This is a genomic window from Paracoccaceae bacterium Fryx2 (assembly GCA_032334235.1).
Classification (GTDB): domain Bacteria; phylum Pseudomonadota; class Alphaproteobacteria; order Rhodobacterales; family Rhodobacteraceae; genus JAVSGI01.
This window is the reverse complement of record JAVSGI010000005.1, coordinates 1,917,263-1,929,977: the sequence shown is the minus strand read 5'-3', so window position 1 is coordinate 1,929,977 and position 12,715 is coordinate 1,917,263. Positions and strand designations below refer to the sequence as shown.

General features: G+C 62.8%; 11 protein-coding genes, 2 pseudogenes and 1 other annotated feature. Of the genes and pseudogenes, 1 reads left to right on the top strand and 12 read right to left on the bottom strand.

Annotation, left to right across the window (positions count from 1 at the left end):
- Positions 1-91: 91 nt before the first annotated feature.
- The 3 genes from RNZ50_18575 to RNZ50_18565 form a co-directional block, all read right to left on the bottom strand.
- Positions 92-1,335, bottom strand: a protein-coding gene (locus RNZ50_18575) for an IS3 family transposase (protein ID MDT8857000.1) whose coding sequence is annotated in 2 segments (ribosomal slippage) — positions 92-1,032 and positions 1,032-1,335 — 1,245 coding nt in all. Because the reading frame shifts where the segments join, the coding sequence is not laid out codon by codon here.
- Positions 923-1,039 (bottom strand) — a sequence feature (AL1L pseudoknot). (Overlaps the previous gene by 117 nt.)
- Before the next feature lie 181 nt (positions 1,336-1,516).
- Complete coding sequence (locus RNZ50_18570) at positions 1,517-1,894, bottom strand: hypothetical protein (protein ID MDT8856999.1); 378 nt, start codon at positions 1,892-1,894, stop codon at positions 1,517-1,519.
- Positions 1,891-2,229, bottom strand: a complete 339-nt coding sequence (locus tag RNZ50_18565) for a hypothetical protein (protein MDT8856998.1) — start codon at positions 2,227-2,229, stop codon at positions 1,891-1,893. Before RNZ50_18565 ends, RNZ50_18570 begins: the two co-directional genes overlap by 4 nt.
- Before the next feature lie 704 nt (positions 2,230-2,933).
- On the opposite strand from RNZ50_18565, the gene RNZ50_18560 reads away from it, so the two are divergent.
- Entirely contained in the window at positions 2,934-3,437 is a 504-nt protein-coding gene (locus RNZ50_18560; protein MDT8856997.1) for a helix-turn-helix domain-containing protein, read from the top strand.
- Between the two features lie 304 nt (positions 3,438-3,741).
- Here the strand turns inward: RNZ50_18560 and RNZ50_18555 are convergent, their stop codons facing one another.
- From RNZ50_18555 to RNZ50_18515, 9 genes and pseudogenes are all read right to left on the bottom strand, one after another.
- Entirely contained in the window at positions 3,742-5,061 is a 1,320-nt protein-coding gene (locus RNZ50_18555) for an ATPase (GenBank protein MDT8856996.1), read from the bottom strand.
- Positions 5,062-5,124: 63 nt separating this feature from the next.
- Positions 5,125-5,625, bottom strand: a complete 501-nt coding sequence (locus tag RNZ50_18550) for a prepilin peptidase (GenBank protein MDT8856995.1) — start codon at positions 5,623-5,625, stop codon at positions 5,125-5,127.
- The gene (locus RNZ50_18545; GenBank protein ID MDT8856994.1) at positions 5,625-6,482 is read right to left on the bottom strand and encodes a tetratricopeptide repeat protein; all 858 of its coding nucleotides are present in this window, start codon (positions 6,480-6,482) and stop codon (positions 5,625-5,627) included. Before RNZ50_18545 ends, RNZ50_18550 begins: the two co-directional genes overlap by 1 nt.
- A gap of 38 nt (positions 6,483-6,520) precedes the next feature.
- Positions 6,521-7,012 (bottom strand): tetratricopeptide repeat protein, encoded by a 492-nt coding sequence (locus tag RNZ50_18540; GenBank protein ID MDT8856993.1) that lies wholly within the window; start codon positions 7,010-7,012, stop codon positions 6,521-6,523.
- Between the two features lie 84 nt (positions 7,013-7,096).
- Positions 7,097-8,068 (bottom strand): type II secretion system F family protein, encoded by a 972-nt coding sequence (locus tag RNZ50_18535; protein ID MDT8856992.1) that lies wholly within the window; start codon positions 8,066-8,068, stop codon positions 7,097-7,099.
- 12 nt (positions 8,069-8,080) lie between these two features.
- Positions 8,081-9,048 (bottom strand): annotated as a pseudogene (locus tag RNZ50_18530) (type II secretion system F family protein).
- Between the two features lie 8 nt (positions 9,049-9,056).
- Entirely contained in the window at positions 9,057-10,517 is a 1,461-nt protein-coding gene (locus tag RNZ50_18525; GenBank protein MDT8856991.1) for an ATPase, T2SS/T4P/T4SS family, read from the bottom strand.
- A gap of 20 nt (positions 10,518-10,537) precedes the next feature.
- Positions 10,538-11,820, bottom strand: a pseudogene (locus tag RNZ50_18520) (AAA family ATPase).
- 247 nt (positions 11,821-12,067) lie between these two features.
- Positions 12,068-12,712 carry an OmpA family protein gene (locus tag RNZ50_18515; GenBank protein ID MDT8856990.1) on the bottom strand — a complete coding sequence of 215 codons (645 nt, stop codon included), beginning with the start codon at positions 12,710-12,712 and terminating at the stop codon, positions 12,068-12,070.
- Between the last annotated feature and the right edge of the window lie 3 nt (positions 12,713-12,715).

Below are 12,715 nucleotides of genomic sequence, written 5' to 3'. Positions count from 1 at the left end.
GATAATCTCCGTCTTCATGCCTGCCTTGAAGCATGGCATCAGCTTCGACCTGAACCGCCCCGGGTTTACCGGAGGGTGGTTTGTTCAATGACTACGCGACCATATCGAGTGAGTTCAGGTTTGCATAGAACGCCTCCTCTGCTTCTGCGGGTGGGATGTATCCGATTGGGCCAAGCAGGCGGCGGTTGTTATACCAATCGATCCATTTCAGCGTTTCCCATTCGACCTCGCGCATTGATTTCCAGGGGCCGATCTGGTTGATGACCTCTGTCTTGAACAGGCCGATGACGCATTCAGCCAAGGCGTTGTCATAGGCATCGCCAACTGTTCCAACGGAAAGGTCGATCTCGGCCTTGGCCAGGCGTTCGGTGTATTTGATCGACAGGTATTGTGATCCGCGGTCCGAATGGTGGACCAAGCTCTTGTTATCCGGCGTCTTTCTTTGCCAGATCGCTTGCTCCAGCGCGTCGAGCACAAACTGGGTCTTCATCGATGTCGAGACGCGCCAACCGACAATACGACGTGCAAAGACGTCGATGACGAAGGCCACGTAGACGGTGCCGGACCATGTGGGCACATAGGTGAAATCTGAAACCCACAGCTTGTTCGGCCGATCCGCCATGAACAGCCGGTTCACCTTGTCGTCCGGGCAAGGCAGAGACGTGTCAGGATTGGTCGTGATGACCTTCTTGCCACGGACCACGCCCCTGATGCCCAGATGGCGCATCAATCGTTCCACGGTGCAGCGGGCGGCGTCTTCACCCTGCCGTCGCAAAACATGCCAGATCTTCCGCGCGCCATAGAGCTTGCGGTTGGCATCCCAGGCCGCGTCGATCTTGAGGCTCAGGGCGGCATCCGATTTGGCCCGGGCCGAGGCCCGGTCAGGATCACGCATGATCGCCCGCCGGTCATAAAAGGTGGAAGGGGCAAACTGCAGTGCCCTGCAGATCGGCTCGACCCCGAATGCCTCTCGGCTTTCCTCAATGAAAGCAGTCATTTGCGAAACGGGCGGTCGAGCTCCGCCTGGGCAAAATACGCTGAAGCTTTGCGCAGAATCTCGTTCGCTTGCCGCAGTTCCCGGTTCTCGCGCTCAAGCTCTTTGATCCGCGCGATCTCAGCGCTGGTAGGTCCCGGCCGTTCGCCACCATCGCGCTGGACCTGTCGCATCCAGACGCGAAGGCTGTCCGTCGAACAGCCCAATTTACCTGCAATCGCCGTCAGCGCCGCAGCCTCGCTCTGATAATCATCGCGGTGTTCCATCGCCAGCCGCACCGCACGCTCGCGGAACTCAGGTGAATACGGCTTCGAGGTCTTCTTCTTTGAGGTCTGTTCCATAACGGGCAATTCTCCGAGAGTTTTGCCCTCCGGTAAACCCGGGGCGGTTCAACCCAATCCATTCACCTGTGCTCCTCGCAAGTCAGGCGACAAATCTCCGCAAACGCCCACCAGTGCGCAAGATGCCCCGCTCGTCGCGCTCACGCCACATGCAGGATGGCCTTCTGTTGCTTGCTTATCGTCATTCCGGTTCTCCTCTGCCAAACGTCGTGTCCCGTTGCCCGCCCGCCTTGCGCGCCAGCTCTGCCCGCGCCCTCTCGCCCATCGCCGTGCGAAGCTTCGCGTCGAACATGCTGATTGCCGCGCCCTCCTGCGCCGCCGCGTGCTTGTAGGCGCGACCGCACAGCTCATAGAGGCTGGTCAGACCGGGTTCATCGTGATCGACCTGCTTCCGCTCTGCCAATCTCCAGAGAAAGCTGAAGACGTTTTCTGCATGTCCCAGAAGGTAGGGCACTTCCGCCGTCGCCAGTTCCAGGCGTGATGCCTCTTCGTGGGTCAGGCGGATCGTTACCATGTCGGAGTCGGTCGGCAACTCCAAAGCGAATGCCGGGCGGGTCATTGCAGCTTTCCCTTCTCAGTCTTCGGGCCAATGAAGACGGCGCGGCCAAGCAGCTCGCGTGTGCGATCACTCAGCATGACGGCCTTCCGCGCGGGTTCGCGCAGCATGGCAAGCGTCTTGGCAATGTCGGGTTCGGCACTGGCGCGGGTTTCAAGCACCTGTTCAAGCGTGGTGAAAGCCCGCGCGGCCAAGGTCACGAAGTCATCCACCGCGTTGATGGACTCCTTCAGCTCCTGCGCCTCCTGATCGTTCAGCGCGACAACCATTGCGCTGCGACCGGCCCAAAGCGCCTGTTCTTCATCGGTGAGGGTCATCACAAGGATCATCTGACGCATCACTTTCCCCCCATCGCGAGCCAGCCCAAGGATTCGAGCGCCGCAAGTAGATCATTCGTCGTCGGTTGTCGGTTGCTGCAATCAGACGGGTTTCCCGACAAGCGGATACCATGTCGCCAAGTGCGCCGCCGTGCCTGCGCGAAACGCCAAACAGCAGGTCCGCCGTCTTGGGGTCAGATAGGCCCCAACTTGCGGCGACGGCCGCCACATCGCCCTTGGGAACCCGTGGCACGATGGTCCGCCGCATGCGCCGCCAAAGTCCCGGCAGCCGCGTCTCAATTTCGCGAAGTTCCAGACCACCGCAGAAAACAAGCGAGAACATCCCGTCTTCCGACATCATCCTAAGCCATTCTAGGCAATGCCAATTGTCGCTGCCGCGTGTGTTGCGATCAACGAGGTTTGTGCCTCGTCGATCCGAAGCATCCCGCCGACGCCGAAGGCACCCCGGAAGCCGCCAAGAGTTCGTCTACCAGCGCCGTTGCCTTCGGCCCCGTCCCGGGCATTCTGGGGTGCACACCACGCCTGATGCACCATCCGCGCAGTGTTGTGCCGCGAGTAACAAACCCAGCGCGGATGCGCCTATGGCGCTCCGCTGCGTCTTCCGGTATGTTAACATTCATCATGCTCGTTCACCGCAATAGTTTTCATGGCAACTATTGCGGTGAAATATAACCTTGTCAAGATGGAGTGAATCGGTGCTCAGCGTGGATGCGACTATCTCAGCGCTTAGAAGCGTCATCGGTGCCCACAACGACGCGGAACTTGCGGCCAAGCTGGAAATCGACAAGAGCACTATTTCTAACTGGCGTTCGCGCGGCCGGGTGCCGCAGAAGTTCGCGAAGATTCTGGATGTGGCGGCACATGACGTTTGGCCCGAACTGCATGATCGCGCCTTGGCAGTTGCATTGCCCCGATACGGCATTCTGCGCCAGCCCGTGGTCGGCAGCGCCAATCTTGACGCCGCCCTTGCTGCGTTCCTCGACACCAAGCCGTTCTGGTTCGTGGTCTATAGGGCAGCCGCCGAGCTTCGGCTAAAGATGGAAACATTGAAGATAGACCTCGGTTCGGCTGCGGCGCTGATCCTCCAAGAGGACCTGCGCGACCCATCCGCCACCGCCTTGCGCGTTGCAGCGCAGCTTGCCGAAGACGAGGTTGAAAATCCCAACTTAAGTACCGCGCAGCCACCGCACGCGCCCGACAATCGTTAGTCTTTGGCCTCGAAAAAAACGCACAACGCAAACCAGCGGGTTTGCAACAGGTGTAGGGTCGGTGCAGACGCGCCCACAGCCTCTAAAAAGGCCCATTGAATTCACACGGTTTTTTTGTTGCCCACTTAAACACCCGCGCCTGGGACCACCCATCTGCCCCCTTCGTCATCAAACCATGTGAAACTTGAAATCGACAAGCCAATGATTTTGCTTGCAGTTTTCTCCGCCTATCATCAAACCATGTGAACGCCCTCACGCTGCTGGCCGCCGGGGTGCGGGGGGTGAAATCCCCCGCTGTCTGCCGCTACCGCGCGATCATCTCGTCGCGCACGAACATGTTGCCCCAGGCCCGATCGATCAGGTCGGGGGTCATCTGGTTCGGGATGCCCTCGAACTCGCAGACCGCGATCATCTGGTCTATCAGGAAGTTCGGCTGATAATTGGCATAGTTGTTGGCGATGGTCGGGAACTTGACCTTCATCAGATGCACCAGCGCGCGCTCGTCCAGCGGCATCTTCTTCTTGCGCGCCACCATGGCGAAGATCTTGAGGAAATTCTCCTGGCTCGGCCCGTCGATCTTGATCTTGAAGAAGATCCGCCGCAGCGCCGCGCCGTCGAAGATCTCGTTCGGGTGGAAGTTGGTGGAAAAGATCACCAGCGTGTCGAACGGCACGGTGAACTTTTCGCCCGATTGCAGCGCCAGAATATCGCGGCTTTCCTCCAGCGGCACGATCCAGCGGTTGACCAGTTTCTGCGGCGGTTCGGCCTGGCGGCCAAGGTCGTCGACGATGAAGATCCCGCCGGTCGATTTCAGTTGCAGCGGCGCCTGATAGGTGCGCGCGGTGGGGTTGTAGGTCAGATCGAGCATGTCCAGCGAAAGCTCGCCCCCGGTGATCACCGTCGGGCGCTCGCAGAACACATAGCGGTTGTCGAAGCGGTTCGAGGTGCGGCGCAGGCTGTTGGGGTCATCGACCGCCGATTCCGCCGCCGAATGCACGATGGGGTCATAGACCGTGATCACCTGGCCCGAATATTCCAGCGCGCGCGGCACATAGATCTTGTCGCCGAGCGCGTCGCGGATGCCGTTGGAAATGCTCGATTTGCCGTTGCCCGGCGGGCCATACATCAGGATCGAGCGCCCCGAGGTCACCGCCGGGCCAAGGTTGTCGATCAGGTCATCTGGCAGGATCAGGTGGCCCATGCCGCGCAAGAGCTCGGCCCGCGTCAGCTTGATCGCGCGCACCGACTGGCGCTTGACCTGCGCCTTGTAATCCTCCAGCGGGACCGGCATCGCGCCGTAATACTCCGACTGGCTCAGCGCATCCAGCGCGCGTGCCTTGCCCGCGTCGGTCAGCTGATAGCCCATCTCGTTGCCCGAGGTGGCGTGCAGCGTGCCGGTCGCCTCCAGCAGCTTTTGCCCGCGCGCCGCGTCGACCAGATCCTGCGTGATCTGCGGCGGCAGGCAGATCATCTTCGAGATTTCCGACACGAGGTCGATGTTCATCCGGAAAATGGTCTTGAGCAGGATGTCGCGCATCATCACCGCCGACAGCCCGGTTTCGGCCATGGATTTCGGCGAGGGCGGCGGCAGCACGCTGGGCGTCGAGCCGGTCTGGATGTTCATCGGCGTCACCTCGCCATGGGGGTGCAGGGGGCGGGTCGAGTGTGCCCGCGGCGACTTAGCAAATCATGAAGCGGTCTGGCGGAAGGTCGCAGCGACCGCGAGATAGAACAGGATCGTGCCCGACAGGGCGAGGCCCATCGGGAACTTGGCGTGCGTCCAGCTTGCCCAGTCGGCGGTGGCATTGCGGAAGGGGCCAACGGCGCGCAAGGCGCGGTGGCCGACAAAGGCCCCCAGCAGGCAGGCGGAAAACAGCGCCAGCACGAAACGCAGGTCGGCCCCGACGAAAAACGGCGCCATGGCGGCGGCGAATTTCGCATCGCCCGCCCCGACCAGCCGTGCCGCATTGGCAATGAACCCCACGCCCAGCACGATCGCCCCCAGCGCCCAGCCCCAGAGCCAGGCCTGCATCGGCAGCGCCAGCCAGCCGACCACCAGATAAACCGCCGCCAGCGCCAGCACCGCCTTGTTCGGAATCCTCATGAACTTCATGTCGGACCACGCGACCCAAAGCGCGATCGGTGTCACGAAGGGCAGCACCCACAGGGCGTTGATCGGCGCCTGCATCAGTTGGTCACATTCGCGTCAAGGGCAGCCAGGCTGCGCGAGGCGGCCTCGAAATGCTGCGGGTGGGTGTCGATGGCTTCCTGCAGCAGGCCCTTGCCCACCGAAACGTCGCCCTGCTTGATCGCGGTCAGCGCCATGGTGTGCAGCAGTTGCGCCCGCTCGGTCTGGGTCATCTGCACAACCGGCAGGTCATAGCGGCGCTGCGCGCCGCGGGCCATGACCAGATTGTTCTTGGCGGTGAACAGCTTGGGGTCGTAGGTGATCGCTTCAAGGAACAGCTTTTCCGCGCCCGGGAAATCGGCGCGCGTCATCTTGGAAAAGCCCCAGTTGTTCAGCACGTTGGCCGGTTTTGTGGTCAACCCGACGGCGGTTTCATAGAAACTGTCGGCCTTCTTCCAGTTCTTGTTGCTGTCAGCCACCATCGCCTCGAGCCGGTAGCGCTGGAAGGTTTCATGCGTTGGCGGAACCTTGTTCAACTCGGTCTCGGCACGTTTCCATTCGTTGGTGCGGATCAGCGCATCGGCCAGGTCAACCCGGTCGTCGGCGGTGCCTTCGGGCGAATTGGCGATGGCCTCCCACACGCCCACAGCCTCGGCGGCGCGCCCGGCGCGGATCAGCGACTTGGCCAGCCCGCGCTTCAGATCGACCCGGTCGGGTTGCTGCGCCGATGCACCCGAGAAATACTTCACCGCCTCGTTGGGGTCGCCCACTGTCAGCATGATGTCGTTGAGATTGCTTTCGTCGATCACGTTCACCGACTTCAACGCACGGTCAACCTCGGCATCCGAGGATCGGCCACAGGCGGTCAGCGCAACCGTGCCCGAAAGGCACAGCGCCAGAAACGTAAGGTGGCGCATTTCGCGTCCTTTTTTTACTGCTCGGTCCGTCCCGGTCCCTAAAGCTGCGTCAGCAGGACGTATTGGCCCTGCCCCCGCCGCACGAGGGAAAAATCGTGTTCTTCTTCCTGCTGATCGTCACCATAAACCGATTTTTCGGTTTCCGCGATAGCGCGGCGCAAATTCTCGCGGATCGAGTCCGTTTCGCCACTGTCGAGCGCATAGGCCTGCTGAAAGACCAGCCGCGCCTCGCCCGCCATGCCCTTTTCCATCAGCACCACGCCCAGATTGTTGGTCGCGGGCACCGAAGACGGGTCTTCCTCCAGCGCGCGGCGCAACAGTTGTTCGGCCTGGCCCAGCCGACCCAGCGCCAGGTTGGCCGACCCCAGCGCAGAAAGCACATCGGCGTTGATGCCCTGTTCGCCGGCGGCGCGCAGATAGGCTTTCAGCGCCAGTTCATGCTCGCCCGCCTCCATCAGCCGATGGCCGACCAGCAGCCCATCCACGCCCTCGCCACGAGCGTCGGCGCCGGGGGGCGCATTGCGCGCCATGTCCGACGGCGAAAGGCCGCCCTTGTCACAGGCGGCCAGCGCAAGACTTCCGATCAGCAGGGGCAGGGTGATGAGCCGCAGGGGTCAGCCCCCTCCGAGGCTCTTGGCGATGCCGACGACCGATGGCCCGATCAGGATGATCAGCAGCGGCGGCAGGGTGAACAGCATTGTGCCCAGTGTCAGCTTGGTCGGCAAGGTGTTTGCCTTTTCTTCCGCCCGCATCACGCGCTTGTCGCGCATTTCGGCGGAATAGACCCGCAGCGCCTCTGCGATCGAGGTGCCAAAGGTGGCCGACTGCACCAGCGTGGTGACGAACGACGACACGTCGGGGATGCCGACCCGCTCGGACATGTCCTTCAGCACCATCACCCGTTCCTTGCCGGCCTTGATCTCGTGCGCGACCATGTCGAATTCGTCGGCCAGGGCCGGGTAGCCCGCGCGGCTTTCCCTGGCGATCCGGTTGATCGACTGGTCCAGCGACTGACCGGCCTCGACGCAGACCAGCATCATGTCCAGCGCATCAGGGAAGCCCGAGACGATTTCATCCTTGCGGGTCTGCATCCGGCGTTGCACCCAGTATTGCGGCAGGTAATACCCCGCAGCTCCGGGGCCGATGGTCGAAATCACCATCTGCTGCGTCGACACCTCGCCATTCGCCGAAAGCGCCATGGTGTAGATCACCCCCAGGATCAGGAAGCCGATCCCCAGTGCGAATTGCGAAAAGTGGAAGATCCGCACCGCATTCTTGGCGCGATAACCTGCGCGCAGCATCTTGAGCCGCGAGGCGGTAAGCTCCTCCTCGTTCTGCGGTTCAAGAAAGGTCGCAAACTTTTCAAGCTTGTCGGCCTTGTCGCCCCGGCGCAGCAGTTGGTCGGGCCGGGCGGCCACCGTCGAGGTGGTGCGAAGCGCCTTGATCTTCTCGAACGGTTCGGGCTGCTTCTTCAGCATCGCCGGCAGGGTGACGAGGATCAGCACAAGCCCCAGACCGCCAAGGGCAACCAGCGGCCCCATCGGGCCGATCAGGTCTGTCAGCCAGGCGTTGATCTCGTTCAGCATCGGATGATTCCCTCAGACCTTGATATTGACCATCATCTTCATGAAGATGACGTTGATGATCAGAAAGACCGCCACGCCAAGGGCGGCGGGAATGAAGACAGGCGTTTCCTTCACGTCGTCGAAGTAGGTCGGCTTCAGCATCAGCACCATGACCAGCGCCCCGATCGGGAAGGCCGAGAGGAACATGCCCGACCATTTGGCTTCGGCCGTGATCGCCTTGACGCGGCGGAACAGCTTGAACCGGGCGCGGATCACCTTTGCCAGCCCGTCCAGAATCTCGGCCAGGTTGCCGCCCGACTGCTGCTGGATGGTCACGGCCACCGCCAGAAAGCGCAGGTCCTGGCTGTCCATCCGTTCGGCAAAGACCTTCAGGCTTTCGGCCACGTCGCGCCCATAGGCCGCCTCGTCTGCGATCATGCCGAATTCGGTGCCAGCGGGTCGGGCACCTCTTTCGACACGATGCCGATGGCCGAGGAAAACGGGTGCCCGACCCGCAGGCTGCGCACCATCAGTTCCACCGCGTCGGGCAGCTGTTCTTCCAGCAAGGCCATGCGTTTCTTGGCCTTCTTGTTGATCCAGACATAGACGCCACCGACCCCCATCACCACCGCGACCAGTGCGCGGACCGGGGGCGTGGCGCTGGTGCCGATCGTCAGGCCGAAGTAGCTGAACACCGCGAGCCCGGCCATGATGCCGATCAGCGCCTTGGGCGAGAACGCGATGTTGGCCTTCTGTGCCTTGTCGGCCAGCATCGAATAGAGCGGGATGCCCTTGGCCGACAGGTGCTGACCCATTTCCTTGCGCAACTGCGCCAGAACCTGTTCGCGGTTGCCGTTCTTTTCCAGCAGGGCCAGGCGGCGGCTCATGCGGCTGTTCAGGCTGATCGACTTGCCGAACACGGTCAGATACAGGCCCTCGACCAGCACCAGCACGGCGACGAAGATCAGGACGTAGATGAGGGGGGCGGCGCTGATCTGCATGGCGAGCCTCAGACGATGGGTTCATAGATGGAGGCGGGCAGGTCGTAGCCCCACTGGCGGAAGCGTTCGCTGTAGTGCGATCGCACGCCGGTCGCGTTGAAGCGCCCGATGATCTTGCCATCCGGTGCCATGCCCAGACGTTCGAAGCGGAAGATTTCCTGCATCGAGATCACCTCGCCTTCCATGCCGGTGATCTCGGTGATGCTGACCATGCGGCGCGAGCCGTCCTGCAGGCGCGAGGCCTGCACGATCAGGTTGACGGCGGCGGCGATCTGGCTGCGCACGGCTTTCAGCGGCATCTCGATCCCGGCCATCGCCACCATGTTTTCCAGACGGCTGATACCGTCGCGGGCGTTGTTGGCGTGGATCGTGGTCATCGACCCGTCGTGGCCGGTGTTCATCGCCTGCAGCATGTCGATCACCTCCTCGCCGCGGGTTTCGCCGACGATGATCCGGTCGGGGCGCATCCGCAGCGCGTTGCGCAGGCAGTCGCGCTGGGTCACGGCGCCCTTGCCTTCGACGTTCGGCGGGCGGCTTTCCATCCGGCCGACATGGACCTGCTGCAACTGCAGTTCCGCCGTATCCTCGATGGTCAGCACGCGTTCCGAGTTGTCGATGAAGGATGACAGCGCGTTCAGCGTCGTGGTCTTGCCCGACCCGGTGCCGCCCGACACGATGATGTTCAGCCGGGTGGACACGGCGGCCTGAAGGTAGGCCGCCATTTCCTCGGTGAAGGCGCCGAAGCGCACCAGATCCTGAATCCCCAGCTTTTCCTTCTTGAATTTCCGGATCGAGACCAGACTGCCATCCACCGCCACCGGCGGCACCATGGCGTTGAAGCGGCTGCCGTCGGCCAGGCGCGCATCGACATAGGGGTTGGATTCATCGACCCGGCGACCCACCGCCGACACGATCTTGTCGATGATGCGCAGCAGGTGGCGTTCGTCCTTGAAGGTGATGTCGGTCAGCACCAGCTTGCCGCCGCGTTCGACGAAGATGCGGTTGGGGCCGTTCACCAGGATGTCGTTGACGGTTTCATCCTTCAGCAGCGGTTCCAGCGGGCCAAGCCCCATCACCTCGTCGTAAAGTTCCTGGAACAGGGCGATGCGGTCGTCCTTGTTCAGCGCCACGCTCATCTCTTCCAGCGCCTCGGTGCTGATCGCGGCAATCTCGGCCTTGAGATTGGCTTCCGAGGCATGTTCGAGGGCGGCAAGGTTCAGACTGTCAAGCAGGCGCTTGTGCAGTTCGACCTTCAGCTCCATCAGCCGGTCCTTGCGCTTTTTCTCCTTGTCCACTGCCACCGCCTCTGCGGTCGCGCGCGGCGGGGCCGCAGGGCGCACCTGCTGCGAGGGCTTGGCCGATCCCGGGGCAGGGGTGGTGACCCGGGCCATCGGCGTGGCCGCGCCGACAGCCGCCATCTGCGCGGGTTTGGCGCCGCCGTCGTTCGATTTCTTGTAGCGCGAGAACATCGTATACCCCCCGGGGTCGGTCAGCCCTTGCCGGACTCGACGGCCTTGTTCAGATCAAACAGCGACTTCGCAAGCTTCTGGATTTCCTTGCGCAGCGCATTCTTGGCGGCGGTTTCCGCCAGCGGCAGACCGTGGTCGTTGGCCTGCGTCACCTGCGAGCCGCCATCGGGCAGTTGCACCTCGATGTCGATGTCCAGGCTTTCGGCCATGCGCTTGACCCGGCTTTTGGCCCCCAGGTCGGTGAATTTCGGCGCCCGGTTCAGCACATAGCGCAGCTTGTCATGCGGCAGCCCTTCGGCCTTGAGCGCCCGCACCAGCCGCAGCACATTCTGGGCCGAGCGCAGGTCAAGTTCCAGCAGGGCAAAATAGACATGGGCGCGGGTCAGCACGGTTTCGGTCCAGCTGACGATGGTGCTGGGCATGTCGATCACCACGAAATCGAAATTGGCCTGCGCCATGTCGATGATCCGCCCGATGTCCTCGCCCGACACCAGGTCGAGCGGCAGCATGTCGGCGGGGGCGGTGAAGACGTGCAGCCTGTCGTTGAAGGTCAGCATGGCCTGCAGAAAGGCGTCGCTGTCGGCGGCAGCGGTATCGGACAGGATGTCGAACACCGCCTCGCGGCGCGGCAGGTCGAGGCCGCGCCATACTGCAGGTCCAGATCCAGCAGGCAGACGCGCGGCCCGTCGGTCTTGGTGATGTTGGCCAGTTCCCACGCCAGGTTGCAGGCGAAGGTCGAGGCGCCGACCCCGCCTGCCAGCCCGTGCACCGGCAGCACCACGCCGTCGCGGTCGCCCTTGGCGCGGAAGGTGGGGTGCGGCGGGGCGTCGGCCTCGGGTTCCGGCGGGGCGGCCCTGGGAGCTTGTGCCGACATCGTCGGCGCCGGGGCAGGGGCGGGGGCACGCATCCGCGCAATCGCCTCGTGCAGCGCGCCTTCGGGCAGCGGATAGGGCACGAAATCATCGGCGCCAAGCCGCAACAACTGGTGCAGGGCGATCGGGCTGACCTGATCGGCGATCAGCACCACCTTGATGCCGCGCCCCTTGGCGGTGCGGATGATCGCGGTGATCCGGCTCAGGTCAACCTCGTCTTCGGCATCGACGGCGATGGCCACGAATTCCACGGTGGCCGCGTCAGGCTGTTCCAGAAACACCAGCGCGTCGTCGAACGACAGGTCGCCCCAGCTTTCGCCAAGCTCGATTTCCATGTCGTCTATCAGCAGATCGAAGTTCTGCACGTCGCGCGAAATCGTGCAGGCCACGATGGGTGCCGGTTCCGGTTGCAGGGTTGCCACGCTCGTCATCGCCTCTCGTCCTTCCACTGACAGGTCTTCGGGAAGGCACCTCCACCCGGTCACGCTGACCGGGGCCTGACAGAGGCACCCTGACCCTGAACCCGTGTGCGGCACATGGACCGCACGACTGTTCCCATTACCGGGAAGGTGGTGGAGAATGGTGGCGACATTGGGGCTAAAAAATCGTTATTGTTTGATTTTTAGCTATCTTCGAGCCGCGCAGGAAACAATCGCCGGGGCCGCGCGGGCCGCAGCCCTACTCGCCGGCCGGGTTGGTCTGCGTCGCGATGATCGTGTTCGGGGGATGCGGGCGCCGGGCTTCCAGCAGGTAGTCGCGGTAGATGATCGCGGCATACTTGCCGTTCAGGACGGTCGGATGGCTGGACACGAAGCCCGACACTTCGGTGACCGTGCGGCGGTTGCGCTGTTCCGGCCCCGTGGTCTGCACCACGGGCTGGGTCTTGCCGAACGACGCGATTGCCTCCAGCCGCGAACGGCTGATGCCGAGACTGCTGAAATACGACACCACAGCCTTGGCCCGGCGCAGGCCCAGCGCGCGGTTGTAGGCTTCAGACCCGACCAGATCGGTATGGCCATAGACACGGAACCGCACTTCGGGGAACTGGCGGATCCAGTTCGCCTGCTGGCGCAGCGTGGCGCGCGCGCTTTCGTCCAGCGTCGCCGAATTGAAGGCGAAGGTGATGGTGCTGGGCACCTCGCTGGCAAAGCGGTTGGCCAGGGTGGAGGTGTAGGTTCTTTCCCCCGACATGATCATCGTGTTGTTCATGGTCGAGTTGCCGAAATCGCCGTTCTGTTCGTCGGTCCCCAGTTCACGGTTCACGCAGCCAGTCAGCGCCAGCAGCGCCAGCCCGACAACCAAGTGACGTGGTGCAAACTGCATCGC